The 25,232-nt window shown below is 67.5% G+C and carries 23 protein-coding genes; 12 read left to right on the top strand and 11 right to left on the bottom strand.

The window, feature by feature from the left end; genetic code table 11:
* Positions 1-31 precede the first annotated feature (31 nt).
* Genes JW030_RS09310 through JW030_RS09285 form a run of 6 tightly spaced genes read left to right on the top strand, consistent with a single transcriptional unit; the run spans position 32 to position 6,668 of the window.
* Positions 32-1,672: an ABC transporter substrate-binding protein gene (locus JW030_RS09310; protein WP_188044259.1), complete on the top strand. Its 1,641-nt coding sequence runs from the start codon at positions 32-34 to the stop codon at positions 1,670-1,672.
* Positions 1,673-1,674: 2 nt separating this feature from the next.
* Positions 1,675-2,625 carry an ABC transporter permease gene (locus JW030_RS09305; protein ID WP_188044258.1) on the top strand — a complete coding sequence of 317 codons (951 nt, stop codon included), beginning with the start codon at positions 1,675-1,677 and terminating at the stop codon, positions 2,623-2,625.
* Positions 2,622-3,503, top strand: coding sequence for an ABC transporter permease (locus JW030_RS09300; protein WP_188044257.1), 882 nt, complete (start codon positions 2,622-2,624; stop codon positions 3,501-3,503). Before JW030_RS09305 ends, JW030_RS09300 begins: the two co-directional genes overlap by 4 nt.
* The gene (locus JW030_RS09295) at positions 3,503-4,360 is read left to right on the top strand and encodes an ABC transporter ATP-binding protein (RefSeq protein WP_188044256.1); all 858 of its coding nucleotides are present in this window, start codon (positions 3,503-3,505) and stop codon (positions 4,358-4,360) included. Before JW030_RS09300 ends, JW030_RS09295 begins: the two co-directional genes overlap by 1 nt.
* Positions 4,357-5,178: an ABC transporter ATP-binding protein gene (locus tag JW030_RS09290; protein WP_188044255.1), complete on the top strand. Its 822-nt coding sequence runs from the start codon at positions 4,357-4,359 to the stop codon at positions 5,176-5,178. The genes JW030_RS09295 and JW030_RS09290 overlap by 4 nt, the downstream gene beginning before the upstream one ends.
* Positions 5,175-6,668 (top strand): chlorohydrolase family protein, encoded by a 1,494-nt coding sequence (locus tag JW030_RS09285; protein ID WP_188044254.1) that lies wholly within the window; start codon positions 5,175-5,177, stop codon positions 6,666-6,668. The genes JW030_RS09290 and JW030_RS09285 overlap by 4 nt, the downstream gene beginning before the upstream one ends.
* An 87-nt stretch (positions 6,669-6,755) precedes the next feature.
* Here JW030_RS09285 and JW030_RS09280 read toward each other — a convergent pair whose 3' ends face one another.
* The 4 genes from JW030_RS09280 to JW030_RS09265 form a co-directional block, all read right to left on the bottom strand.
* Complete coding sequence (locus JW030_RS09280; protein ID WP_188044253.1) at positions 6,756-7,148, bottom strand: SHOCT domain-containing protein; 393 nt, start codon at positions 7,146-7,148, stop codon at positions 6,756-6,758.
* A gap of 52 nt (positions 7,149-7,200) precedes the next feature.
* Entirely contained in the window at positions 7,201-7,509 is a 309-nt protein-coding gene (locus tag JW030_RS09275) for an SHOCT domain-containing protein (RefSeq protein ID WP_188044252.1), read from the bottom strand.
* Entirely contained in the window at positions 7,506-7,949 is a 444-nt protein-coding gene (locus JW030_RS09270) for a DUF6325 family protein (RefSeq protein ID WP_188044251.1), read from the bottom strand. Before JW030_RS09270 ends, JW030_RS09275 begins: the two co-directional genes overlap by 4 nt.
* 89 nt (positions 7,950-8,038) lie before the next feature.
* Entirely contained in the window at positions 8,039-9,736 is a 1,698-nt protein-coding gene (locus JW030_RS09265) for an MFS transporter (RefSeq protein WP_188044250.1), read from the bottom strand.
* A gap of 169 nt (positions 9,737-9,905) precedes the next feature.
* On the opposite strand from JW030_RS09265, the gene JW030_RS09260 reads away from it, so the two are divergent.
* The 3 genes from JW030_RS09260 to JW030_RS09250 all read left to right on the top strand — a co-directional run bounded on the left by JW030_RS09260 (position 9,906) and on the right by JW030_RS09250 (position 14,154).
* A complete protein-coding gene (locus tag JW030_RS09260; protein ID WP_188044249.1) occupies positions 9,906-11,468 on the top strand; it encodes an SLC13 family permease in 1,563 nt (520 codons plus the stop codon).
* 42 nt (positions 11,469-11,510) lie between these two features.
* Positions 11,511-12,107: a CueP family metal-binding protein gene (locus JW030_RS09255; protein WP_188044248.1), complete on the top strand. Its 597-nt coding sequence runs from the start codon at positions 11,511-11,513 to the stop codon at positions 12,105-12,107.
* A 157-nt stretch (positions 12,108-12,264) separates the two neighbouring features.
* On the top strand, positions 12,265-14,154 hold the full coding sequence (locus JW030_RS09250; RefSeq protein ID WP_188044247.1) for an FAD-binding monooxygenase: 1,890 nt from the start codon (positions 12,265-12,267) through the stop codon (positions 14,152-14,154).
* Positions 14,155-14,225: 71 nt separating this feature from the next.
* Here the strand turns inward: JW030_RS09250 and JW030_RS09245 are convergent, their stop codons facing one another.
* The 5 genes from JW030_RS09245 to JW030_RS09225 form a co-directional block, all read right to left on the bottom strand.
* Positions 14,226-15,026 (bottom strand): SDR family oxidoreductase, encoded by an 801-nt coding sequence (locus JW030_RS09245; protein WP_188044246.1) that lies wholly within the window; start codon positions 15,024-15,026, stop codon positions 14,226-14,228.
* 54 nt (positions 15,027-15,080) lie between these two features.
* Entirely contained in the window at positions 15,081-16,415 is a 1,335-nt protein-coding gene (locus JW030_RS09240) for an MFS transporter (protein WP_188044245.1), read from the bottom strand.
* Positions 16,412-17,758: a GH1 family beta-glucosidase gene (locus tag JW030_RS09235; protein ID WP_188044244.1), complete on the bottom strand. Its 1,347-nt coding sequence runs from the start codon at positions 17,756-17,758 to the stop codon at positions 16,412-16,414. Before JW030_RS09235 ends, JW030_RS09240 begins: the two co-directional genes overlap by 4 nt.
* A gap of 194 nt (positions 17,759-17,952) precedes the next feature.
* The gene (locus tag JW030_RS09230; RefSeq protein WP_206348545.1) at positions 17,953-18,435 is read right to left on the bottom strand and encodes a PACE efflux transporter; all 483 of its coding nucleotides are present in this window, start codon (positions 18,433-18,435) and stop codon (positions 17,953-17,955) included.
* Between the two features lie 185 nt (positions 18,436-18,620).
* Complete coding sequence (locus JW030_RS09225) at positions 18,621-19,298, bottom strand: GntR family transcriptional regulator (protein WP_188044243.1); 678 nt, start codon at positions 19,296-19,298, stop codon at positions 18,621-18,623.
* A gap of 124 nt (positions 19,299-19,422) precedes the next feature.
* On the opposite strand from JW030_RS09225, the gene JW030_RS09220 reads away from it, so the two are divergent.
* The 3 genes from JW030_RS09220 (at position 19,423) to JW030_RS09210 (ending at position 23,401) form a co-directional block, all read left to right on the top strand.
* Positions 19,423-20,625, top strand: coding sequence for an MFS transporter (locus tag JW030_RS09220; protein WP_188044242.1), 1,203 nt, complete (start codon positions 19,423-19,425; stop codon positions 20,623-20,625).
* A gap of 228 nt (positions 20,626-20,853) precedes the next feature.
* Complete coding sequence (locus JW030_RS09215; RefSeq protein ID WP_188044241.1) at positions 20,854-22,350, top strand: amino acid permease; 1,497 nt, start codon at positions 20,854-20,856, stop codon at positions 22,348-22,350.
* Positions 22,351-22,459: 109 nt separating this feature from the next.
* Positions 22,460-23,401, top strand: a complete 942-nt coding sequence (locus tag JW030_RS09210; RefSeq protein WP_241095402.1) for an aldo/keto reductase family oxidoreductase — start codon at positions 22,460-22,462, stop codon at positions 23,399-23,401.
* Here JW030_RS09210 and JW030_RS09205 read toward each other — a convergent pair.
* Positions 23,398-24,600, bottom strand: a complete 1,203-nt coding sequence (locus JW030_RS09205; protein ID WP_188044240.1) for a DUF4192 family protein — start codon at positions 24,598-24,600, stop codon at positions 23,398-23,400. The genes JW030_RS09210 and JW030_RS09205 overlap by 4 nt on opposite strands.
* Positions 24,601-24,735: 135 nt before the next feature.
* The gene (locus JW030_RS09200) at positions 24,736-25,227 is read right to left on the bottom strand and encodes a RimK/LysX family protein (protein WP_188044239.1); all 492 of its coding nucleotides are present in this window, start codon (positions 25,225-25,227) and stop codon (positions 24,736-24,738) included.
* Between the last annotated feature and the right edge of the window lie 5 nt (positions 25,228-25,232).

Below are 25,232 nucleotides of genomic sequence, written 5' to 3'. Positions count from 1 at the left end.
CTTCATCCCAACGAAAACAAAGGAGTTTTTCATGACTCGACGACCACTCGCCTTGCTGGGGGCCGCCGCCACGGCGACCCTCCTGCTCACCGCGTGCGCGGGCGGAGGTGGCGGTGCCGGTGGCGGCGGCGCGACCAAGCTCGACGTTGACCTCTCGAACCTGGCTACGACGACCGAGCCCGGTACGGCCGCGGTCGAAGAGCTGAACTGGAACCTGCCCTACGAGCCGATGTCGCTCGATCCGCAGCACTCGTTCAACTACGCCGAGAACACGGTTATCGCGAACCTTTGCGACAGCCTGCTTCGCATGAACCCCGACCTCTCGACGGGCCCCGGCCTGGCGGCGAGCGTCGAACAGCCCGACGACACCACCTACGTCTACACGCTGCAGGACGGGGTGACTTTCTGGGACGGTTCGCCGCTGACGCCGGCCGACGTCGTGTACTCCCTGAGCCGCCAAGCCGGCCCCGACGCGACCTCGTACTACTCCGAGTACTTCACCTACTTCCAGTCGGCGGAGGTGACGGGCGAGAACCAGGTGACCGTGCGCCTCAGCCAGCCCGACGCCCTCTTCGGCCAGGGCATGTCGAGCGCCGCGGGCGCCATCGTGCAGCAGAAGGCCGCCGAGGCCGGGGGAGAATCGTTCGGAACCCCCACCGCCGGCGTGCAGTGCACCGGGCCGTTCGAGCTCGCGGAGTGGAACGCCGGCAAGTCGATCGTGCTGACCAAGAACGCCGCATACTGGGACGAGACGCTGATCCCGAAGGTCGAGAAGCTCACGTTCTCGGCAATCGCTGACGAGTCGACCGCGGTCAATGCGTTGCGTTCGGGCGATGTCGACGGTCAATTCTTCTACCTGCCCCCGGCCGGTTTGTCGCAGCTTGAGGGTGCGGACGAGGTCACGACCACCTACGGCAAGTCGTTCGTGTTCTGGACGCTTGCAGCAGCGGCGACCGACGGACTGTTCGCCAACCCCGAGGTGCGGGCCGCGCTGCTCGCGTCGATTGATCGAACCGCCGTCGCCGACGTCGTCTTCCAGGGTGCAGCATTGCCCGCTCCGACGCTCGCCGGGCCCGACTACTGGGACACGCAGGCTGATATCTTCGAGCCCGCGTGGAAGCAGTTCTCGACGAAGTCGGATCCTGCTGCAGCTACGAAGCTGCTCGAGGGTGCCGGGGACCTGAGCCAGCCGATCGTCATCGCGATTCAGGGCAGTTCCGCCGTCCACGAGCAGACCGCGAACCTGCTGCAGGCTGCGGGCGAAGCAATCGGCCTTACGATCGAGACCAAGGTGATCCCGGCCGAGCAGTACGGCAACCTGTACTTCGACCCCACCGCGCGGGAAGGCATTGATGCGTTCTTCACGACCTGGTACGGCAACATGGCCGACCCCCTCGACGTCTACAACGTCTTCGCGACTGGCGGCGACAGCAACTTCAACGGGTACGAAGCCGTCGGCGCTCAGATCGAGGCCGCGCGGCAGACCATTGATCCGGCTGAGCGCGCACAGCTCACCGTCGGAATTCAGGATCAGGTCACCCAGGACCTGCCCTGGATCCCGCTGAACTACATGCCGACAATCTTGGTCCAGAACGATCGGGTCTCGGGGGCCACTGCTTCGGTGGCGTACCTGTCCTACCCGTGGGCCGCGACCATTGGCGGCGTCGAGTAACGATGTCCCTCCCGTCCTATCTCCTGCGACGAGCGGGCGGCCTGGTGCTTGTGCTCCTGGTCACGTCGTTCATCGTGTTCGGACTGCTGTATCTCGCCCCGGGAAGCCCGCTCGCATTCGTGCTCGGGCCCCGGGGCGGGAGCCCCGAGCAGATCGCTGCAGTCACCGCGCAGTACCACCTGAACGACCCGTTCTTCGTGCGGTACTTCCGGTGGCTCGGCGACCTCGTCCGCGGCGACCTGGGGTACTCGATCGTGTACCGTCAGGACGTCTCTGACCTCATCGTGACGCGCCTCAGCACGACGGCCGCGCTGGTCGGCCTCGCCACCATCGTGATCGCGGTGGTCGGCATCGGCCTCGGCCTGATTGCCGCGCTCAAGGGCGGGCTCGCCGACCAGATCGTGAACGTCGTCGCGACGCTGGGCCTCTCGACCCCGGTGTTCGTAGTGGGTGTCGCGCTGATCAGCGTCTTCTCGGTCGGCCTCGGCTGGTTCCCGACCAACGGCAGCGGGAGCGGGGGACTGGACACCCTGTTCCACCTCTTCCTGCCCGCGGTCGCGCTCGCCGTGGCGAGCTCGGCCTATCTGGCCCGCATCACGCGGGCCTCGGTGCTGGAGGAGAAGGGGCGCGAACACGTTCAGACGAGCGTCGCCCGTGGGCTGAGCTCGGGCGTGACGATCCGTCGGCACGTCCTGCGCAACGCCCTCATCCCGATCACCACCGTGATGGGCCTCACGATCGCCACCTTGATCGCCGGCGCCGTCGTCATCGAGAACGTGTTCGCCCTCGACGGACTCGGCTCGCTGCTCGTGCGTGCGATCATGCAGCGCGACTTCGCCGTCGTGCAGGCCGTGATCCTGGTGCTCGTGGTCGCCTTCGTCGTCGTGAACGCCATCGTCGACTTCCTCTACACGCTCATCGATCCGCGGATCTCACTGGGGAGCAAGCAATGACCGTACCGGCGACCACACAGATCGCGCTCGCGAAGGCGGCTCCCGTCGCGCCGTCCTGGTTCGCGCGCCTCTCCCGCAAACTCGGTGGATCCGGCATGGTGGCCTCGGCGATCCTGCTGGTCATCGCGCTGGCGGCCCTGCTCGCGCCCTGGATCGCGCCGTACCCGCCCAACCAGCCTGACCTCCTGGCCGCGCTGTCGGGGCCGAGCGCCGCGCACCCGCTCGGGGCGGACGCCCTCGGGCGTGACATCCTCTCGCGGGCCATGTGGGGTGCGCGCATCACGCTGGCGGGCCCGACGCTGGTGATCTTGATCGCGACCGTCGCGGGCACCGTGCTCGCCCTGGTCGCCGCGTGGTGCGGCGGGAAGATCGACACCGTCATCTCCTGGTTCCTCGACATCCTCTTCTCGGTGCCGGGTATCGTCTTCGGCCTCATCGCCGTCGCGATTTTCGGCCCGAACCTGATGACCGTCGTGATCGGCCTCTCGATCGGCTTCGTGCCCTACGTCGCCCGGGTCGTGCGCGGGGCGGCGCTGCGCGAGCGCAACATGCCCTACGTCCAGGCCGCTTGGCTGCAGGGCCAGTCGGGCGTCTCGATCACGCTCAAGCAGATCCTGCCGAACGTGCAGCCCATCATCGTGGCGCAGGCGGTCTCGTCCCTCGGCTTCGCGGTGATCGACCTCGCCGCCGTCTCGTTTCTGGGGCTCGGCGTGCAACCGCCGACGGCCGACCTTGGCCTCATGGTGAAGAGCGGGTTCGACTCGCTGCTGCGCGGACAACCGACCGAGGCGATCGTCGCCGGTGCCGGCATCGTGCTCATCGTGTGGTGCATTACCGCAATCGGCGACAAGCTCGCCTCGAACGTGAGGACCTACTGATGAGCGCTCCGCTGCTCCAAGTCGATGATCTGCGGGCGACGCTCGTCACCCGCGACCAGACGCTGTCGCTCTTGAACGGCATCTCGATCAGCCTCGAGCCGGGCGAGGCGCTCGGCCTCGTCGGCGAGTCCGGGTCGGGCAAGTCGCTCACCACCCGCGCGATCATGCGCATGCTCGACCCGAATTTCCGTGTCAGCGGCGACGTCAAGTTCGACGGGAAGTCGGTCCTCGGCATGAACCGCGCCGAGCTGCGCCACTACCGCGGCACCGACGTCGGCATGATCTTCCAGGATCCGCGCGCCCACGTGAACCCCGTTCACCGCATTGGCGACTTCCTCACCGAGGCGCTCGTGCGCAACCGGGGCATGGACCGCGCCGAAGTCGAGAAGCGCGCGGTCGCGCTGCTCGACGAGGTGGGGGTGCGCAACCCCGAGCAGCGCCTCACGCAGTACCCGCACGAGCTCTCGGGCGGGCTCCTGCAGCGCGTGCTCATCGCGAGCGTGCTGCTCGCCGAGCCGAAGCTGATCCTGGCGGACGAGCCGACCACCGCGCTCGACGTGACGGCGCAGTCCGATGTGATGGCCATTCTTGAGGAGCAGCGCCAGGCGCGCGGCCTCTCGCTGCTGTTCATCACACACGACCTGGAGCTGGCGCAGGCCTGCTGTGACCGGCTCGCGGTGATGTACGCGGGCGAGATCGTCGAGCAGGGCGCGCACGTGTACGACGCGCCGACCCACCCCTACACGCGGGAGCTGTTGGGGGCTCGGCCCAGCATTGACGTGCGAGCCGAGCGCCTTCCCGTGCTCCACTACTCCATCGACATGCACCAGGCACTGAAAGCTGAGGCCGCACTGTGACGAACGACGCCATCATTTCCGCACACGGGCTGCGCAAGGAGTTTCACAGCGCGGGCCGTGCGCCGGTCGTCGCGGTCGACGACGTCTCGTTCGAGCTGTTCCCGAATGAGTGCCTCGCGATCGTGGGCGAGTCGGGGTCGGGGAAGACGACCGTCGCGCGCATGCTCGTCGGCCTTGAGTCCATCACCGGCGGCACCGTGCACGTGCACGGGAAGCCGAGGGCGGGCGGGGTGCGACGCCTCGCCGACCGGCGCCGCTGGGCTCGCGAGGTGCAGTATGTCTTCCAGGATCCCTACTCTTCCCTCAACGGGCGTCAGAAGATCGGTGACGTGATCTCCTCCAACGTTCGCTTGCACGCCGAATCGGGGCAGAGCGCTCGGCAGATCGAGAACCGCGCGCACGAGATCCTCGAGAGCGTCGGGCTCGACACGAAGTTCTACGGCCGCTTGCCGCGCGAGCTCTCGGGCGGTCAGCGACAGCGCGTGGCCATCGCCCGTGCGCTCGCGGCGAACCCCGAGGTGATCGTGTTGGATGAGGCCGTCGCCGCGCTCGACGTGTCGATCCAGGCGCAGATCCTGAACCTCCTCAGCGATATCCGGGCAGAGCAACAGGTGAGCTACCTCTTCATCTCGCACGACCTCGCCGTGGTGAACCAGATCTCGGACCGCATGATCGTGATGGAGCAGGGCAAGGTCGTCGACTCGGGAAACACCGCCGAGCTGCTGGCGAACCCGGTGCACCCCTACACCCGCGCGCTGCGTGCGGCGGTGCCGGGGCCCGGGTGGAAGCCGGTGCGACGTGAAAAGCTGAGTGCATGACGACGTTTCTCACCGCGCGATATGTGCTCGCCCACGACGGCCGGCGGATGGTGGAGCTGCGTGACGCGGTCGTCGTGACCGAGGGCGACGCGATTGTCGCGATCGCGCACGGTGAGGACGCCGAGGCGATGGTGGCGGCCGCGGCCGACGACCCGCGCGCCGAGGTCATCGACCTCGGGAACAGCCTGCTGATGCCCGGGCTCATTGACCTCGACGCCCTCACTGACATTGATCACCTGAACCTCGACTCGTGGTGGACGCCCGAACACGACGCCCGGCTCAACTGGTCCAGCGCCTATGCCGCCGCTGGCGCGCGAGACGTGCTGAGCGCGACCGAGCGCAGCAAGCTGCGGCGCTATGCGCTTGTGCAGCTCGTGCTGCACGGCATCACCTCTGCGATGCCCATTGCCACCGAGGTGCACGGCGCATGGGCCGAGACCCACGACGACCTGCTCGACGTCGCGCGCACCGCGAGCGAGCTGGGACTTCGCACCTTCCTTGGCCCCTCCTACCGAAGCGCGGTACACACGACTTCTGCGGCGGGTGTCCCCTCGATGCACTGGGACGAGCCTCGCGGCTGGGCCGGGTTCCGCGATGCGGTGCGCTTCCTTGACACCGCCGATGCGCTGCAGGATCCCCTCGTCACCGGGATCCTGGCGCCGTGCCGGGTCGAGACCGTTGCCGAGGACGTGCTGCGGGCGACCGCGGAGGAGAGTGCCCGGCGCGGCACCCTCGTGCGTGCGCACGCCACGCAGGAACTCTCGGAGCGGGAGATCATTCGCGGTCGATACGAGGCGACGCCGCTCGAGTTCCTGGCGCGCGTGGGGCTGCTGAACGACCGGCTCATCCTCGCGCACGGCGTCTACCTCGACGTGCACCCCGAAATCCTCGGGCGAGACACGGGAGAGCTTGCCACGCTGGCCGCCGCTGGCGTTTCGATCGTGCACTGCCCGCTGACGAACGCGCGCTACGCGTTCCTCCTCGAAAAGCTCTCGCAGTACCTGGCGCGGGGCATCAATGTCGCACTCGGAACGGACTCGTTCCCGCCCGACCTCATTCGGGCGATCGATACGGGGGTGCAGACCGCGAAGGCGCAGCACGGGAACCTCGGCGCCGGCATGCTCGCCGAGTACATCGAGGCCGCAACCCTGGGCGGCGCCCAGGCGCTGCACCGCGGCGACCTCGGCCGCATCGCGGAGGGCTCGACGGCTGACCTCGTCGCGTTCTCGCTCGACGACTTCCGCATGGGCGTGACGGACGACCCCGTGCGCACCCTCGTGCTGTCGGGCACGGCGCGCGACGCCCACTTCAGCATGGTGCACGGCCGGGTGATCATGCGAGACGGCGTCGTGCCCGGCGTGGACCTCGGCGAACTCGCCCGCGACGGGCAGCGCATCTTCGAGAAGTTGCGCGCAGCCTACGCCGAGCGCGATTACCTGGGCGGAACCGAGCGCGAGCTCTTTCCGCCAGTGTTCCCCGCGGGTTCCTAGCCTGTTGCGAGGCAACGGGCCGAGCAGCAAAACAGTCGGGGCAGCAACGCTGCGCCCGACTGTTTTGCTGCTGTTGTGTGGCTTTGGTTACGCCGACTTTGCCAGGGCTGCACCCTTGAGCCGGGCGAACTCTTCCTCGGTGATCGCGCCCGAATCGAGCAGCTGCTTTGCCTGCGCGATCTCACCGGCGGCACCGCCGGAGACCGATCGGATGTACTCCTCGCTCGCCTGACGCATCTCCTCGGCCTGACGCTGGGCGCGCTCGCCCATGCCGCGGCCGCGGACGATGAGGTAGACGATCGCCGTGACGAAGGGGACGAACAACAGGAAGACGAACCAGAGTGCCTTTGCAACGCCGCCCAGCTTCCGGTCGCGGAAGAGGTCGGTGATGATCGAGAACAACGCCATCAAATAGGCGATGAACACGAATGCCGTGATAAACCACCAGATGGTGTCCCAGATGACGGACCAGAATGACATGGTTTTCCTTTCGAGGAATCTCCGGGGAGCCCCGGCGACGGTGCGTTGGCGGCTATGCGCCGGTGAGGATGCGCTGCTTTTGCGTTTCGAACTCGGCGTCTGTCAGCACACCCGCATCGCGCAGCTGTGCGAGCTGCTGCAACTGCGCGATCATGACGGCCGGGTCGGCTGGACCGGCCGCGGCAGGCGTCGCTACCGGTGCAGCCGGTGCTGCCGGAACGACCGCCGGGGCGACCGGCGCTGCGCTCTGCTGCGCCGCAGCTGCGTCCTCAGCGGCCCAGCGCTTCTGTTGACGGCGGTGCGTATTGCCGATGACCCTAGTCGCGATCGACGCCCGCGCCGCGGTGCGCAGGAGGCTCATGCGCCGACCTGACTGCTTGGCTCGACAACCTTCGCGAGGTCTGCCACGTCGATGCCGCCGGCCCAGAGGAGCTGCCCGCCCGCCGAGGTGACCTGCGCGGCGACCTCGGCCAGGCTGCGGTCTTCGTAGACGACGACGATCGCGCGATCGTCCGCACTGAGCTCTGCGGCGATCAACGCGAGATCCTCGTCATCCAGCACCGCCGACTCAGCCCCGTCGAAGACGCGGACGTCGAAGTCTTCGCCTGCCTCGAGCGCGGTTACCGGGCGCCGAACGGGCGAACCATCGGCGTCGCGCTCGATGACCTCGAGATCGAGCAGCTCGATCGCACCGAGCTCGATACGTGCCAGGAGCGTGCGCAGCGCTGCGCCGAGCTGTGCATTGCGGGGGACTGCGAACACGGCGTAATCGACCGGTCCGCTGTAGGTGAGAGTAGCCATGGCCTCAGCATATGACGAGCCTCCGACATGCTCTCGACCCAAATCGATTGGGCTTGCAAAATCCTTGGCGTGATGGGGAGCGAGCTCAGTCATGAGCGCCCCTGTTCGTGGGCCAGGGGGTTGAGCGCCTGCGTCTCATCGATCGCGTCGGGGTCGTCGGGCTCGAGCTGTTCGGGCAGCTCTCCGGCGATACGCCCCGGCATTCGTGTCGCGGGGACGATCGCCAAGAGCGCGAGGGCGGCGAGTCCCAGCAGCGAGAGCTGCAGTGCGCGCAGGCGCGCGTCCTCGTTGATGTCGATCGCCGCGGCAATCTCGGCCTCGTTCGCGCTGGTGCTCCCCAGCACGGCCTCGAGCTGCGAGTTGGTGAGGAAGTCCGCATCGTTGATGTTGACCTCGCTGATGAGGTCCGACGAGATCTCCGGGTGTTCGAACGCCGAGGTCGCGAGCGTCGAGGCAAGAATTCCGACGGCGAACGCGCTGGCGACCGCGATGCCGATCGAGCCGCTGAGGTTGTGCACGAGACCGCGCCACGCGCCCACGTCGCCGGCGAGTTCCTTCGGGGCGGACGAGAGCAGCGTGTTGAAGACGAGGGCAACGATCGATCCCTGGCCCAGGCCGAGCAGGATCAGGCCCAACACGATGAAGCCCTGGCCCCAATCGCCGCGAACGGTGAACGCGATGAGGGTGAGCGCGGTCGCGACGACGATGAAGCCGACCGAGGCGAGCACCCGCGGGGGGAACTTTTTGTACAGCGTCGCGACGAACGTCGACGCGAGGAAGATCGAGATCGTGTACGGAATGATCGAGAACGAGGTCTGAACGCCGGTGAGGCCCTGCACGACCTGCATGTACAGCGGGATCAGGAAGTTCGCCGCGGTGCCCACGAACAGCATGATGGCCATACACGCGGTGACGGCGAGCTCAGAACTCGAGGCGAGCACCCGGAGATCAAACACCCGCGACTGCTTCTCGCGCTGCCGCTTGCCGATCCACAGGAAGAAGACCTGCCCAAGAACGATGCCGAAGATGATCAGGATCGGCGCGGGCGAGACTCCGAGGAGGTCGAACGGTGCCTGGTCGGTGGCCTGCCAGAGGCCCCATGAGTTCAGGCCGGAGAAACCAAAGCTCAAAAAGATAATCGCGACAGCGGCGAGCAGTGCGCCGGTCCAGTCAATCTTGAGGTCGGGCTGAGCGGGCACCTTCTTCAGGCGGAAGCTGAGCAAGAGGTTGACGGCGCCGAGGGCGACCATGAGCACGAAGGACCAGCGCCATCCGATCGTCTCGGCGAACCAGCCGGCGAGCACGAGCGCGAGCACGCCAGCGAGCGGAATCGCGGCCGCGAGCAGCCCGATCGCGCGGGCCTGGCTGTCTCCCTGATAGTTGGTCGCGATGAACACCGTGAGGGCGGGAGCGATGAGCGCAATGACGGCGCCCGAGGACGCCTGCGCGATGAACAGCATCGCGGGGCTCAGGCTCAGCGCCACCCCCAGCATCGCGAGGGCGTGAATCGCGACGGCGATCTGGAAGACGCCGCGGGTGCCGAAGCGCGCGCCGATCTTTGCCCCCAGCAAGATGAACGCCGCCATGGCGAACGTGCCCGCGGTGATGGCGGTTCCGACCGAGGTCGCGGGCGTGTCCAGATCCGTCGTAATTCCCGCCATCGATACGGTGAGCGCGTTCACGGCGAACGAAGCCTGCACCTGGGTGAGGACGACGACGATGAGGGGAAGCCATGAGGCCTTCTCCGCGAGGGCCGACGTCGTGCTCACTGCTGCTGATTGGGTCATTATGCCCACCCTTCCCACGATCGACGCCTTCCAGGGGTGAATGCGTCCGGCCCGTTTTGCTCATTCTGGCGGATCGACGGCCCACTGCAAAGCGCGAGCGAGAAAATCCATGTGAGTGTCGACGCGTCGAGGGTGCACCGAGTACCCGTCGTCCCGTACAGTCGCCTCTATGGACCCGATCGCGATCACGCTCACCATCCTCGTGCTCGCGATCGTGGCCTTCGTTTCCAACAGGATCCCGCTGGGGATCGTCGCCGTCGGCGTCGCGCTCGCGCTCTTCTTTACGGGGGTCTTGACCCTCCCCGAAGCCCTCGCGGGCTTTGGCGACCCGACGGTCCTGTTTATCGCCTCCCTCTTCATCGTGAGCGAGTCGCTTGATGCCACCGGCGTGACCGCGTGGGCGGGCCAGCAGGTCATCGCGCGGGCGGGGACGAAGCGGCTTACCCTCCTCATCGTGATCAGCGTCCTCGTCGCCGGCCTCACCGCGCTCATCAGCGTGAATGGGGCGGTCGCGGCGCTGCTTCCGCTCGTCGTGGTCGTCGCCGCGCGGGCAAAGATCGCCTCGTCGCAGCTCCTGCTTCCGCTCGCCTTTGCGGCGCATGCCGGATCACTACTGGCGCTCACGGGGACTCCGGTGAACATTATTGTCTCCGAGGCTGCGAAGGAGGCGGGCGGCCGCGCGTTCGGGTACTTTGAGTTTGCCCTCGTGGGAATCCCGCTCGTCGTCTGCTCGGTCACCTTTATCGCGCTCTTCGGCCGGCGGCTGCTGCCCGAGCGGGAATCGAAGGCGCTGCCGACTGATTTGCACCGCCTCGCGGCGACCCTCCGCACCCAGTACGCGGTCGAGCCGGGCAGCGACGTCCCGGTCGGTGCGAGCCACGGCTTCAGCGAGGTCGTCGTCGCTCCGCGCTCGCCGCTGATCGGGATGCACGTCTTTCCCGGGATGACGACGCCGAGCGGCGATCTCGTCGTACTGGGCGCGCGCCGTGGCCCCGAGCGGCTGGAGGGTGCCGAAGTTCGGCTCCAAGCTGGCGACGCCCTTCTCCTCCAAGGGGATTGGGATGATCTGCAGCGGCATACCGCCGGGGCTGATGTGTTGGTCGTCGATGCGCCCCAGCGCCTGCGGCGCTCAGTACCCCTGGGTCGCGGGGCGAAGCGGGCAGTGGGGATCCTGCTGCTGATGGTGGTCTTGCTCGCCACCGGGCTGATGCCGGCCGCCGCCGCCGCCATGCTCGCCGCTTCCGCGCTTGTCGTGAGTGGCGCGGTGTCGGTGACCCAGGCATATCGCTCAATCTCTTGGACGACGGTTGTGCTGATCGCCGGTATGATTCCGCTCTCGACCGCGTTTCAGTCCACGGGTGCCGCCGACCTGATCGCCGGATGGCTGTTGTCGGGCATCGGCGAGGCGAGCCCGTATGTAGCGCTCGCCGCAATCTGTGCCCTGACGATCGTGCTAGGCCAGTTGATCAGCAACACCGCGACCGTGCTGATCGTCTTGCCCGTTGCGATCGCGCTCGCAGATGCCATGGGGGCCTCGGTGCAGCCGTTCCTGATGGCACTCACGGTTGCCGGGGCGGCGTCGTTCCTGACCCCCATCGCGACCCCCGCTAACCTCATGGTGATGGAACCGGGCGGGTATCGCTTCGGCGACTACTGGAAGCTTGGGTTGCCGCTCGCGCTCATCTTCTTTGCGATCGCGGTGTTCTACGTGCCGCTCATCTGGCCGTTCTAGGGGCACGGTGGACTCTCCAGGATCTGTTGCCAGAATGGGGGCATGACCATGCGTGTGCTCCCCATCGCCCTGTCCCTCCTCGCCGCGGGTGCACTGCTGACCGGCTGCGCGATCGCGCAACCAGAGACGGCCGCCGACGAAGTCGCAGGGGTCGTTCTCGGCGATGCGCTTGCCGAGGCCGGATTCGACGGAAGTGAGCCTCGGGCGCTGGTCGAGTCGCTCGACGCACTTCGGGTGAGTGATCGGCCCGCGAACCTCATCGTCTCGGTCACGTCGACCGAGCTCATTGTGCAGCCCGAAGAGCCGGGCGAACGCCGCATCCCATTCGCCGACCAGCCGTTCTACTTGTCGGTCGCGCCGTACTTGACCCAGACCCATCCCTGCACCTTCCACAGCCTCACGACCTGCATCGGCGAGCAGCGCAATCAGCCCGTGGCGGTGCGAGTCGTCGACGCAGATACAGGCACCGTGTATGTCGAGGAATCGCGCACGACCGCCGACAACGGGTTCACCGGCCTGTGGCTGCCGCGAGACGTGCGCGTGGCCGTCACGATGACGATCGCCGGGAAGACCGGCACGGTCGTGACCTCGACGGGGTTGGGCGATCCGACCTGCCTCACCACGTTGCAGCTGACGTAGGCGCGACGGGCGAGCCTGGTCGGAGCCGATTCGCGCGCTTGTTTGCGTGATTCGGGAGAAGTGCCTATTCTGAGTGTGCGGTATTCGAACCACCTGTTCGAATAGTGAATAATGCGACTGGCGGCCCTGCTGCCCACAACGATGTGAGGAGATCCCCGTGCAGTTCCACGACCAGGGATACGTGTCCGGAAATCCCAGGATCCAGCCGGCCGCAGGCGTCGGTATCGACCGACCCGAGGAGTTGCCCGAAGAGATCGACGTGCTGATCGTCGGATCCGGCCCCGCCGGAGTGGTCGCCGCGGCCCAGCTCGCGCAGTTCCCCGGCATCACGACTCGCCTCGTCGAGCGCCGCGGTGGTCGACTCGAGATCGGCCAGGCTGATGGCATTCAGGCGCGCAGCGTCGAGACGTTCCAAGCCTTCGGGTTTGCTGAGCAGATCATCCAGGAGGCCTACCGGATCACCGAGATGTGCTTCTGGCGGCCGGACGCGCAGGATCCCGCGAAGATCGTCCGCTCGGCCCGGGCCGAGGACGACGCCCACGGCATCAGCGAGTTCCCGCACCTCATCGTGAATCAGGCCCGGGTGCTCGACTACTTCTCCGAGGTCATGGAACAGGCCCCCACCCGCATGCGGGCGGACTACGGCTACGAGTTCGTCGACCTCGAGGTCGCCGAGTCGGGGGAGTACCCCGTCTCCGTCACGCTGGCGCACACCACCGGCGAGCACGCCGGCACGCAGCGCGTGGTGCGCGCGAAGTACGTCATCGGCTGCGACGGCGCGCGCAGCGCCGTGCGCTCATCGATCGGCTGCCAGCTCGCGGGCGACCAGGCCTTCCACGCGTGGGGCGTCATGGACGCGCTCGCCGTCACCGACTTTCCGGACATCCGCACGAAGTGCGCAATTCAGTCGGAGGACGGCGGCAACATCCTGCTCATCCCGCGCGAGGGCGGCACGCTCTTCCGCATGTACGTCGACCTCGGAGAGGTGGACCCCAATGACAACGGGGCCGTGCGTCAGACCTCGCTCGATGAAATCATCGCTCGCGCGAACCAGATCCTGAGCCCGTACACGCTCGATGTGCGAAACGTCGCGTGGCACAGCGTGTACGAGGTCGCGCACCGCCTGACCGACCGCTTCGACGACGTGCCGCTCGAGCTCGTGGGCACCCGCTCGCCCCGCGTCTTCATTACGGGCGACGCCTGCCACACGCACAGCGCGAAGGCCGGTCAAGGCATGAACGTCTCGATGCAGGACGGGTGGAACATTGCCTGGAAGCTGGGGCACGTGTTGGAAGGGCGCAGCCCCGAGTCGCTGCTGTCGACCTACTCGGCCGAGCGTCAGGTGATCGCGAAGAACCTGATCGACTTCGACAAGGAGTGGTCGACCCTCATGGCCAAAAAGCCGGAGGACTTCGCGAGCCCCACCGAGCTCGAGGACTTCTACGTGCAGACCGCGGAGTTCCCAGCGGGCTTCATGACGGAGTACCAGCCGTCGATGCTCATCGGCGAGCGCACCCACCAGGACCTCGCGACCGGGTACCCCATCGGGAAGCGGTTCAAGTCGGCGCCGGTCATCCGCGTCGGCGACGCGAACGACGTGCAGCTCGGCCACCACCACCGAGCCGACGGGCGCTGGCGCATCTACGCCTTCGCCGGCGAAGCGCCGCTCGGGGCGCCGTCCGCGCTCAGCGACTGGGCCAACTGGCTCTCTCATTCGGACGAGTCGCCGCTTCGCGTATACACGCCGGAGGGGGCCGACATCGATCAGGTGTTCGACGTCAAGGTCATCGCGCAGCAGCCGTACACCGAGGTCGATTTGGGCGTCGTCCCCGAGACGTTCCTCCCTCGGACGGGCCCGTTCGGCTTGATCGACTACGAGCTTGTCTATGCCGCCATCCCCGACGAGGACATCTTCGCGCTCCGCGGGGTCTCTCGCGAGGGAGCCATCGTCGTGGTTCGTCCCGACCAGTACGTGGCACACGTGCTGCCGCTCACGGCGACCGCGGAGCTCGCCGCGTTCTTTGCCGGGATCCTGCTGCCACGCTAGGTCCGCGAACGTCAACGGCGGCCGCTCGGTCAGGGGATCCTGCCGGGCGGCCGCCGTCGTGTGGCAGGGGCCTACTGCGAATCGTTGCCGGACCAGATGTCGTCGCCGCGCAGTGACGCATCGGCGCCGCCATCGTTGTAGATGACCTGCCCGGTGGTGTGCGTGTTCTCGGCGCTCGTGAGCCAGATCAGCAGGTTCGCGATCGACTCGGGCGGCTGGTGCGAGTTCAGCGGCATCGGAACGTGCGCATCGACCATCGCGCGCCCCTCGGGCGTCGACAGCAGATCCTGCGTCATCGGGGTGACCACGGTGCCGGGGGCGACCGCATTCAGCGCGATATGGGCGCCGGCCCAGCGCGGCGTGATCGACTCGCGGCGCACCCAGCGCGCGATCGCTCGCTTCGACGAGGGGTAGATCAGATATCCGACGGCGGGACCCTGAACGGCGAGCGCCTCGGCGATCTCGGTTGCTTGCGCCTCGTCGCCCGCGAGCGCGGCGTCGACGAGCTCTGCGGAGTTTGCCTGCAGCGACGCCATCGACGAGACGACGGCGACGCGGGGCGCGCTTGACGCCGCGAGGGCAGGCTGCAGCGCCTCGAGCAGCTCGGTGACGCCGAAGTAGTTCACCTTGATGGTGGCGGCGATGGGTGCCGAGATGCCCGCACACGCAATCACTGCGTCAATGGTGCCGCCCGCAAGCTCGCTGGCCTTCGCCGCGGCGTCGATGCGGCCGGCCGGGGTCGACAGGTCTGCCTCAACGTCGGCGCCCCGCAGGTCGATGCCGATCACGCGGTCTCCGCGTGCGCGAACGAGCTCTGCCGTCGCCGCTCCGATGCCTGAAGCCGATCCGGTAATGACCACCGTACGTGCCATGAAATGCCTCCGTGGGACTGGATGGGCCCTGGCGATCAGGGCTCCCGGCGCAGCCTACGCCTGCATTTCTGGAGCGCTTTGAGGTGCCGGCTCGCGGGCCATGCTACTCATGAGTGCGCCGACGACCGAGAGCACCGCGCTCAGCGCGAACACCAGCCAGAATCCGCCGACGAGAGCGACGAGGCCGGCACCCAGCACCGGGCCGATGAGCTGCCCCATCTGCGCGGTGGTGTTCACGATGCCAAGGTCGCGCGCGTGATCGGCGGGATTGGGCAGCAGGTCTGTCGCGAACGCGAGCCCGACGCTCGAGAACGCGCCGTACCCGAGCCCCATCAGGGCCGCCGCGATCATGGTCACTTCAAACGTCGGCAGGATCACGACCGCGATGCCACACGTCGCCTGCACGAGGGCCGCAGCGACCGTGAGCCCCCGACGTCGCCCGGTACGATCCGAGATGACCCCCGTCGCGATCGAGGCGATCACGACGAAGAGCGTGTAGACGAGGATGAGGAGCAGGAGGTTCTCCTCGGCGATGGCGTGCGGCTGGTGCAGGCCGTAGAGCAGGAAGAACAGGAACAGCGCGGTCCCGAGCGAGTTGCCGATGTTCACCACGAGCCGGCCGCCGAGCATCCAGCGGAAGTCGCGATCTTTGAGGGAGGCGAGTCCGTCGCGCAGGCGTGCCGGGCTCAGGGCGATCCCGCCGGCGCCGAGATGCGCAGAATCCGCGCCGGTGGCGCTCGGTCCCGGCGCCGCGGGCGGATCCGGCAGCAGGAGTGCGGTGAGCGTGCCGACGATCGCGACCGCCACCGCCAGGATGACGTACCCGTCCAGTACCCCGAGGCCGAGCAGCACGACCGTGCCCACGCCGAGCACGATGCCGACGGCCTGCGCCGAGCCGACCACGGACGATGCCGCGCCGCGCTGGCGGACGGGCAGCTGATCCGCGATCAGGGCGGTGAACGCGGCCGACATGACGGCGATGCCCACGGAGACTCCGATCCACGCGAGCGCCACCTGCCAGACGCCTTGCGCGAGCCCGAGTAGCAGCAGGCAGACGGCCGTGATCGCGGTCCCGAGCAGCGCCCAGGGGCGACGGCGGCCGATCCTGCGCGCCCCGCGGTCGGAGAGCGCCCCGGCGATGGGGCCAGCGATCACGCCCACGAACCCACCGACGCCGAGCACGATGCCGGAGGCGACCACGCCCGCCACCCAGTCGGTGCCGCCGACGAGGCCATCGAGCTGCAGGGGAAGGAGTAGCTGCAGCGGCGTGAGCTGCGCGGTCCAGATGACGAGCCAGGCGAGAGAGAACAGCGTAAACCAGCGGCCGCCCACCTTGCCTGTCGTATTGGCGGGTCCGGATCCCGCCGCACTCGTGGCGGGCGCGCTCATGCGCGGGCCTCGGAGATCAGCGCGCGGTACCAGTGGTACGAAGACTTCGGGGTGCGTTCGCCCGTTTCGTAATCGACGTAGACGAGCCCGAAGCGCTGCCCGAATCCCTCCGACCATTCGAAGTTGTCGGTCAGTGACCAGGCCGTGTATTCCTCGACCGGGACGCCTGCCGCGATTGCGTCGCCCACGGCGCGGATGTGGCCGTCGAGGTAGGCGATGCGGTCGGGGTCGTCGACCTCGCCATCCAAGAGGTCGTCGGGGAACGCGGCGCCGTTCTCGCTGATGATGATCGGCGACAGCGCCTCGCCGTACTGCCGCTTCATGCCGATCAGCAGCTCGGTCAGCGCCTCCGGCACGATGGGCCACTCTTCGCCAAACCCGGTGACGGGCGCGCCGGGGGTCGGCACCCGTTTGAAGGGGATGGGGCTGCCCTCGGGGGCGGCTGAGACCGTCGTTGGGTTGTAGAAGTTGACGCCGTAGAAGTCGGTCTGGGCGGAGATGAGGTCGAGATCTCCCGGCTGGACGGGCATGGGAGGCAGGCCCAGCGCCTCGATGTCGGGGTAGGTGGCGGCGAGCAGCGGCATGCTGAAGAGGTGGTTATGGACCAGGTCGTAGATCGCGGCCGCCTGCTGGTCGGCGGGGGAGTCGGTGAGGGGACGCACCTGGGTGTGGTTGTTCGTGAGGCCGACGGCCTCGGCCCCCGCCGCGCGCAGGATCGGCATCGCGAGTCCGTGCGCCAGCAGCTGGTGGTGCGCGGTCGGGAGCGCGCCGAAGAGGAGCTGCCTGCCGGGCGCGAGGGTACCGATGGCGTACCCCTCGAGGGTCGTCATCGCCGGCTCGTTGATGGTGTACCAGTGGCGTACTCGGTCGCCGAGTCGGTCCGCGACGATCTGCGCGTAGTCGGCAAAGCGCTGGGCGGTGTCACGTGTCAGCCAGCCGCCATTCGCCTCGAGCGCGACCGGGAGGTCCCAGTGATAGAGCGTCGGGAAGGGGGTGACGCCGGCCGCGAGGAGGTCGTCGACAAGCCGCGAGTAGTAGTCGAGTCCCGCCGTGTTGGGGGCGCCGGTTCCGTCCGGCTGCACACGGGTCCACGAGACGGAGAACCGGTATCGATCGAGCCCGAGGCCCGCGGCGTGCGCGACGTCCTGGGCGCTGCGGCGGTAGCTGTCGGGCCCCGGGTCGGCGATTGACCCGTCGGCGATCGCGCCGGGCCGTTCGACATAGTCGTCCCAGATCGAGCGACCGCGCCCATCAGCGGTGCGGGCGCCTTCGATCTGGAAGGCGGCTGAGGCGGCCGAGAAGCGTAGGCCAGCGAGGTGCGGGGGAAAGGATGCAGCAGTCATAGTTCTCCTCGTGACGCCAGTGTCGTTGGGGAACGGGGCCGGGATGCGGCGGCGGCCCACGCTGTTCGGATTCTATGGCTGCAGCGGGCTCGGGCGCGAGGATGTCCACAAAAACAGCCCGGGGTCAGCCGCAATTGCGGCTGACCCCGGGCCTTCGGGGATCGTTGCCCCGCTGCCTACGTGTTGAATCTGACCTACTTCGCCGACTCCGGCAGGCCGAAGATCTTGTCGAACACCCAGGAGTAGACGTAGGTGTAGACGAGGAAGAAGACGAGCAGCCCACTCTCAATCATGAGCGCCTCGAGCAGGCCGACGTGCAGCAGGAACGCGACGAGTGGGACGGTGAAGATGAGGAGGCCGCCCTCGTAGCCGATGGCCTGCACGACGCGCATGAGCGGGCCGCGGCCCTTGATGCTGAAACGCCGCTCGGCCCACTCGAAGATCGAGTTCCAGGCGTAGTTCCAGGCGGTCGCGGTGAGCGACACCAGGATTGCGGTAATGGTGGATTCGCCGCCGCCGTGCCCGAGGAGGCTGCCGAGCACGAAGCTGGTGAAGAGGGCGCCGAAGAGTTCATACCCTCCGACGTATACGGCGCGACGGACCGCCGGGCGCAGAGGTGTGCGTGCGCGGTCGGAAACGACGATAGAGATGGGCGCGGTCTGGCCTTGGCCGTTCACGGGTATCACTCCAGGAAACAAGTGGCTCCGCAGGGGCACCCGATTGGGCGACTCACTCGTTCTGCGGATAACGTCACTAAACAGAGGATAATACAACTGATTTCGTTGCAAATTCCGTATTTGAGTACCGCACCCGCATTGTCAGGCAAGCTGACCTAATGGGCGATTCTGCGCCGCTGGTCGCGCTAGGCAGGGGACTCGACGATCGCGAGCCCGCGACCGCGCAACCGAAGTCGCTCACCCTCAAGGGTTGCGAGTAGGCGATCTCGGGTACCGCGCGTGTGCAGAATAACGAGCTCGGTCGCACGCTCGGTGTCGCCGGACTGGATCGCCGTCGCAATCGCCTGGTGCTCGCGGCGCGCCTGTGCCCGGGACTCCTGGGTGCGCACCTCAAGCCAGCGGGTGCGGGCCAGGCGAACAAACACATCGCGCATGGCGTCGACGAAGAAGGGGTTCCCGGAGAGCGCGGCGAGGGAGAGGTGAAAGTCGGTGCCGCCCTGCAGGCCGGCCGCTTCGTCTTCGTCCGCGGATCCCGCCTCGAGTCGCTGCTGAATACCCACGACCTCCGCGGCGTCCGCGCGCTCGGTGGCGAGCGCGACGGCCCCAATTTCGAGCGCCTCGCGGAACTCCATCGCCGCACGAATCTCCGTCAAATCGATGGGGGCAACCTGCCAGGACCGGCCGGACCGGCGAGTCAGGCCCTCGACCTCGAGGCGAGTGAGCGCCGCGCGAATGGGTGTGCGAGAAGCGCCCAGCGCCTCCTCGAGCCCACGCTCGGAGAGACCCATGCCGGGCATGAGTTCGAGCGACAGGATCAGGGTGCGCAGGGTGTCAGTGGCGCTCTGCTCGCTCGTGGTGTTCATTGCGGTTGGCTCCGTTGACTCGGTCGCTGCCCATTCCCGCGTCGTCGCGCCGAGGGAATTGGTATACCATTTCGGTATTCCGCAAATCTACACCAGTTGTGCTCCCGAATCGAGGCCATTGTTCATGTCCGCCCAGACCGCAAGCCCCACGCTTACCCCGACCAAGGCGTGGCGAATGTTGGCGCTGGGGGTCGCGGCCCAGGCGGCCGGAACCATGCTGGTGAGCACGCCGGTGTACCTGATCCCGATGCTGCACCTCGAGCGCAACATGCCGCTGGCTCAGGCGGGCGCGTTGGCCGCGGCGCCGACGATCGGGATGGTGTTGACCCTGGTCATGTGGGGCTATGTCGCTGACCGGTTCGGGGAGCGGTGGGTCATCTCCGGCGGGCTGGTGCTCACTGCCGTGTTCTCCTTCGCGGCGGCCGCGACCGGAAACCTCGTGTGGCTCGGGGTCGTGCTTGCGCTCGCGGGCGCCGCCTCGGCGAGCACGAATGCCGCGAGCGGGCGTGTCGTGGTGGGCTGGTTTCCCAAGGAGCGTCGCGGCTTTGCCATGGGCATCCGGCAGATGTCACAGCCGCTCGGTGTGGCGGCGGCCGCGCTCATCGTTCCCCCGCTGGCAGATCGGTTTGGCATCCACGCCCCGCTGCTCGTCACCGGCGCGGTGCTCGCGGTGCTGGCCCTCGGCTGCGCGCTGTGGATCGAGAACCCGCCCCGCGCTCTGCGGCCAGCGGGGGCCACCCGTGCCGACGTGAACCCGTACCTCAGCGGTGGGTTCCTGGCGCGGATCCACACGGTGTCCATGTTGCTCGTCCTCCCGCAATTCACCCTGGCGACGTTTGGCATGGTGTACATGATCGCCACGCTGGGGTGGTCCGCGATCGCCGCCGGGCTCATCATCGGGGCCTCGCAGTTCATCGGCGCGCTCGGCCGCATAGCGATCGGCTCGCTCAGCGATCGCTTGGGAAGCCGGGTTCGCGTGCTGCGCTGGGTGGCGATGGGGGCAATTCTCGCGATGATCGCCGTCGCAGTCACCGGGGCACTGGACTGGACGCTCGTGGGCGCCGTGATTCTGGTGATCGCCTCGACGGTCACCGTCGCAGACAACGGCCTCGCCTACACGTCGGTCGCCGAGGCGGCGGGAAGCGCATGGGTGGGCCGAGCGCTGGGGATCCAGAACACGGGCCAGTTCATCGTGGCGTCCGCGGTTGGCCCCGGGATCGGCGCCCTCATTGCGCTCGTCGGGTACCCACTGGCCTTTGCCGCGGTAGCGATCGCGCCGCTCATCGCGGTGCCGCTCGTGCCACGGAATGACCTGCATCGGGACTGACACGCTCGGTGTCCTTCGGCCGGGCGGATCCTGCGAGAACGCATAGAAAACTCTCACAGTTGGCGTTTTGGGTGACCTATGCCTACGATTGCTCAGTCTTCCGCCGCGGCAATACACCCCGCGAGCGGGCACGTGAAAATCCCAATGACGAGCTTTTCCCATCGAAATGCTCGAAATTCGCGGTATTTCTCGGGGAAGTTACCCACCTTGAGCGAGGCGTATCCCCGAATGTCCACATCGATCGATTCCCCGTATGACCGCCCGGTCTCACCGGAGACTTCTGCGGGCCTGAGCCTGAAGCAGCCGAAGAAGCTGCGCTCGCGCCACGTCACCATGATCACGCTCGGCGGCATCATCGGCGCGAGCCTCTTCGTCGGATCCGGAAACGTGATCCGCGCCGTCGGCCCCGCCGCCGTGATCTCGTACCTGATCGGCGGACTGCTCGTCTTCCTGGCGATGCGTATGCTCGGGGAGATGGCTGCGGCCCGCCCGTCGATCGGCTCGTTCATGGAGTACGCGCGGGTCGGGCTCGGCGACTGGGCCGCCTATCTCGTGGGCTGGCTCTACTGGTACTTCTGGGTCGGCGTGCTCGCCTACGAGGCGGTACTCGGCGGCGAGACCATGTTCGCCTGGTTCCCCGCCGTTCCGTCGTGGGCCTGGTCGCTTATCCTGCTCGGCATCTTCGTCGGCACGAACCTTATCTCGGTGCGCACTTTTGGTGAGGTCGAGTTCTGGTTGGCAAGCATCAAGGTGATCGCCATCGTGGTCTTCTTGGGTGCTGGCCTCCTCTTCGCGCTCGGCCTCTGGCCCGAGGCGTCCTTCTCGGTTCCGAACCTCTGGGAGCACGGCGGCTTCGCGCCGAACGGTCTGGGCGTTGCGGTGACCGGTGTGGCGCTCGTGATCTTCTCGTACTTCGGCACGGAGATCGCCGTCATGGCAGCCGCCGAGTCGGAGAACCCGGCGAAGGGCATCAAGCAGGCCACGAGCACGGTCATCTGGCGGATCCTGCTCTTCTTCGTGGGCTCGGTCCTCTTGATCGTCACGATCGTGCCGTGGAACCAGCTCCCGGAGCCGACCGACGTCGCCACCGCGCCGTTCACCTACGTCTTCTCCCTGTTCGGCCTGCCGGGCGCGGCCATGGTCATGCAGCTGATCATCTTCAGCGCGGTGCTGTCCGTGCTGAACTCGGGCCTCTACTCCGCCTCGCGCATGTTCGCCGCGCTGGCGGGCCGGGGCTACGCGCCGAAGATCGTCACGAAGAAGTCTCGCACCGGCGTGCCCTACGTCGCGCTGCTCGCCTCGACCATTGGCGGCGTGGTGGCGGCCATCGTCAACTTCGCGGCCCCCGGCTCGGGCGTGTTCGAGTTCATCATGAACTCCGCTGGCCTCGTCGCGCTCTTTGTGTATGCGTTCATCGCGATCACGCAGATGCGCCTGCGGCAGAAGATGACCGCTGAGGAGCAATCGAAATTGACCCTCAAGATGTGGCTGCACCCGTGGCTCAACATCTTCCTCGTTGTCGCGATCATCGGCGTGCTCATCATCATGCTGACCACCGAGTCGGGCCGCACCCAGGTGTGGGCGAGCTTGATCGCCACCGCCGTGCTCGTCGCGTTCTGGCCACTCGTGCGGGTGCACCTGAAGCGGCGTAAGGCCGCCGAGGCTGATCCTGCGGCGGACGAGACCGCGATCGAGACCGCTGCCGAGGATATCTCCGGTCACTAGCGCCGACACATTTTCCGCCCCATCGATCGAATTCGGTGGGGCGGAAAACTGTATGCTCGGGCCCCAGAGACACGCAGCGCATTGAGCTGTGGAAAAAGAAGGGTGCGCGATGACGCGAGATATGACCGACGGCCAGCTCGAGTCTGCCGCCCGCCAACCGGCGTTGATGCTGGGCATGATGCGCGCCGAGGAGCTGGACGCGGCAGCGCTTCGCGCCCTCGTCTCCGCCGCGCTGGACGTCGGCGTGCAGTGGGTCGATCACGCAGATATTTACGGCAGCGGTTGGCACGGCTGCGAGGCGCACTTCGGTGCGGCCCTGCAGTCAGACGCGGGCGCACGCGCCGCCCTCAAGATTCAGACGAAGTGCGGCATCGTGCGCGGCGAGTCTTCCTACGACCTGTCCTACGCGCATATCGTTCGTCAGGTGGAAGGGTCGCTGCGGGCGTTGCGCATCGACACCATCGACTCGTTGCTCCTGCACCGCCCCGATGCCCTGTGCGAGCCGGACGAGGTTGCCCGCGCGTTCGATGAGCTCGAGGCGTCGGGGAAGGTGCGCGCGTTCGGCGTCTCGAACCATACCGCGCGGCAGATCGAACGGTTGCGGGGAAGCGTGCGCCAGCCCCTGGTCGTGAACCAGGTGCAGCTCTCGCTCGCGCATGCCCCTGCGATTGCACAGGGCATCGCCGCGAACATCGCCGGCGAGGAGCAGTCGGTCATGCGCGACGACGGGGTGCTCGACTATTGCCGTGCGACCGGAATCGCGGTGCAGGCTTGGGGTCCGCTGCAATCGCCGATCGCTGCCGGGAGCTTTTTGGGCGCTCCCGAGCACGCGGCACTGAACACGGAGATCTCACGGGTCGCAGCGGCACACGGCGTCGGCGAGCTGGAAGTCGCCGTGTCCTGGATTGCGCGACACCCGTCGCGTCCGGCGGTGGTGCTCGGGTCGACGCGGCCAGAGCGTGTTCGTGCCGCTGTGCGGGGGACGACGCTCGAGCTGTCGCGGAGCGACTGGTACGGGCTCTTCCGCGCTGCCGGGTATGAGGTGCCCTAGGGCGCCGGTCGCGCTCCGATGGGGAAATCGAGCGTCCAGAGCGGGAACTGCCCGCTATCGATGAGGTGGCGCAGCATCTCTCCGAGTTGATGGCCAGGCTCGAGGCGGAGCGCATCATCGATATGCTTCGCGGCCACCGAGGTGAGCCCCGTCCACCACCACAGCCACGCGGCGAGGCAGTGCAGTCCGGGTCGCAAGTCGCGAGGCGCGTGCGCGGTGGCCTCGGAGACGAGCGCAATCGCGCGTCGGCAGAGGTCCCGATCCGGCGGTACCGCCGCGAAGAGAATGAGCGCGTGTTCGAGGGGCCCGAAGGCCCGCGTGAGCTCCTGCGGGTCGTCAAACGCGCCGCCGCGGTCGAGGCAGTCCGCGATGTAGGTCATCTCGCTGACGGGGCCGACGTCCTCGGCCCCCATCTCTCCGCTCGGGAAATACGGCGGAAGAGCGGCGGCGACCGCCGCGCAGACGAGTCGCAGCCAACCCGACTGCCCACTCGCAGTGCAGGCGAGCCGGGCGATGTCGTTTGCCGTTGGGATGGCACCCGGGCGGGCAACCAGCGCAGCGAGCCGGGGAGCCGCAAACACGACACCCCGCTTCGTCCGCGCGGGCCGGGCCGTGAGTTCGTCAATGCGGTGCCGAACGTCGGCGGCACGCGCCGCATTTCGCTCGGGCAGGCTCCCGAGTTGCTCGATATCGGGCACCGGCTCATCGATGATGACGGAAGCCTCGAGCCCGGCCATGCTGTGCTCGATCTCGCTCAGCGGGCGCATCGCTCCGCCGGGCTCGGGGGAGAGGTAGGACGCCCAACCGTCTGCCGCGATACAACAGGAATCGCGCAGCACGAGGCCGGCGCGCGCGGCGCCCCGTTGCAGCAGGCGGGCGAGGTCCTGCCACGGGGCCCCGCGTCCCGGTGTCGAGCGGGCGTCGGTCAGCATCGCGAACGCCACACCATCGACCTGGGCAATTCCGCCGACGACCTGAGCCACCGCATGCGACAGGCTGACGCACTGGTCTGGTCCGGTGTCCTCGGGAAGGTCGAACCGCAGGGAGCCGAAGGACTGGTTTCCCTGGAAGAGGACCACTAAGAGGCTGTTCGTAATGGAGTAGCCGGTGAATGCCGGCAACAAGGCCAGGAAATCGGCGGAGGATTCCGCCTTGATGACGGCGGGGCGGGACGGTGTCGGGGTGTGCGGAGGAGTCATGGCTCCAGCGTGCGCCGGTGAAGGGGCGCTGTGGGCCCTGCGAGGCGATCTGTGGAGAGACTCGTCCGTCAGCCAGCTGTGAACAAGGCTCCGCTCAGCTGGGTACGTGTCGCGGCCAGTGGGATCCTGCGGAAGCTACGCCGAAGTCGTCGGCTTGCCGCGATTGCGCCGTCGCGTCGCCTTCTTGGGCTTGCCGCCGAGATAGGAGGCCGCGGGGTTCACAACGAAGCCCTGCGCGAGCGCCTCGCGCCCGATCAACATACGAAAGTCCATGACGTCGCGGTTCGTAAGCGTGACCTCGGCGGTGACCGTCCGCCCCGACAGCTCGATGTCGAGCAGCACCACGAGGCGCTGCTCAGACTGCCCATTCGAGCTGCGAATCGTGCGGCGGTCATGGATCGGAAGCTCGACCGTCACCGCATCCAATTCCGACTGCTGCCAGGGGTGAATGCCGAAGCGAACCCACGACGCGCCGTCACGCGCAAACTCCGCGACGTCGAATGCGTGCAGCGCGGAGGACCGCGCGCCCGTGTCGATCTTGGCTTTGAGCCAGGGCACTCCGACATTTGGCAGGCTTACCCACTCGCGCCACCCCGTGATAGTGCTTGAATGTGTGTGTTCGTTCACGCTTC

The sequence above is a fragment of the Leucobacter sp. CX169 genome, assembly GCF_017161405.1.
Classification (GTDB): Bacteria; Actinomycetota; Actinomycetes; order Actinomycetales; family Microbacteriaceae; genus Cx-87.
This window is presented reverse-complemented; position numbering and strand designations above follow the sequence as displayed.

Coding starts and splice junctions, on each gene's coding strand:
- JW030_RS09220 (WP_188044242.1), top strand. CDS start 19,423: ATGTCCGCCCAGACCGCAAGCCCCACGCTTACCCCGACCAAGGCGTGG.
- JW030_RS09245 (WP_188044246.1), bottom strand. CDS start 15,026: ATGGCACGTACGGTGGTCATTACCGGATCGGCTTCAGGCATCGGAGCG.
- JW030_RS09235 (WP_188044244.1), bottom strand. CDS start 17,758: ATGACTGCTGCATCCTTTCCCCCGCACCTCGCTGGCCTACGCTTCTCG.
- JW030_RS09260 (WP_188044249.1), top strand. CDS start 9,906: ATGGACCCGATCGCGATCACGCTCACCATCCTCGTGCTCGCGATCGTG.
- JW030_RS09265 (WP_188044250.1), bottom strand. CDS start 9,736: ATGACCCAATCAGCAGCAGTGAGCACGACGTCGGCCCTCGCGGAGAAG.
- JW030_RS09205 (WP_188044240.1), bottom strand. CDS start 24,600: ATGACTCCTCCGCACACCCCGACACCGTCCCGCCCCGCCGTCATCAAG.
- JW030_RS09280 (WP_188044253.1), bottom strand. CDS start 7,148: ATGTCATTCTGGTCCGTCATCTGGGACACCATCTGGTGGTTTATCACG.
- JW030_RS09275 (WP_188044252.1), bottom strand. CDS start 7,509: ATGAGCCTCCTGCGCACCGCGGCGCGGGCGTCGATCGCGACTAGGGTC.
- JW030_RS09270 (WP_188044251.1), bottom strand. CDS start 7,949: ATGGCTACTCTCACCTACAGCGGACCGGTCGATTACGCCGTGTTCGCA.
- JW030_RS09215 (WP_188044241.1), top strand. CDS start 20,854: ATGTCCACATCGATCGATTCCCCGTATGACCGCCCGGTCTCACCGGAG.
- JW030_RS09295 (WP_188044256.1), top strand. CDS start 3,503: ATGAGCGCTCCGCTGCTCCAAGTCGATGATCTGCGGGCGACGCTCGTC.
- JW030_RS09210 (WP_241095402.1), top strand. CDS start 22,460: ATGACGCGAGATATGACCGACGGCCAGCTCGAGTCTGCCGCCCGCCAA.
- JW030_RS09255 (WP_188044248.1), top strand. CDS start 11,511: ATGACCATGCGTGTGCTCCCCATCGCCCTGTCCCTCCTCGCCGCGGGT.
- JW030_RS09225 (WP_188044243.1), bottom strand. CDS start 19,298: ATGAACACCACGAGCGAGCAGAGCGCCACTGACACCCTGCGCACCCTG.
- JW030_RS09285 (WP_188044254.1), top strand. CDS start 5,175: ATGACGACGTTTCTCACCGCGCGATATGTGCTCGCCCACGACGGCCGG.
- JW030_RS09240 (WP_188044245.1), bottom strand. CDS start 16,415: ATGAGCGCGCCCGCCACGAGTGCGGCGGGATCCGGACCCGCCAATACG.
- JW030_RS09300 (WP_188044257.1), top strand. CDS start 2,622: ATGACCGTACCGGCGACCACACAGATCGCGCTCGCGAAGGCGGCTCCC.
- JW030_RS09310 (WP_188044259.1), top strand. CDS start 32: ATGACTCGACGACCACTCGCCTTGCTGGGGGCCGCCGCCACGGCGACC.
- JW030_RS09305 (WP_188044258.1), top strand. CDS start 1,675: ATGTCCCTCCCGTCCTATCTCCTGCGACGAGCGGGCGGCCTGGTGCTT.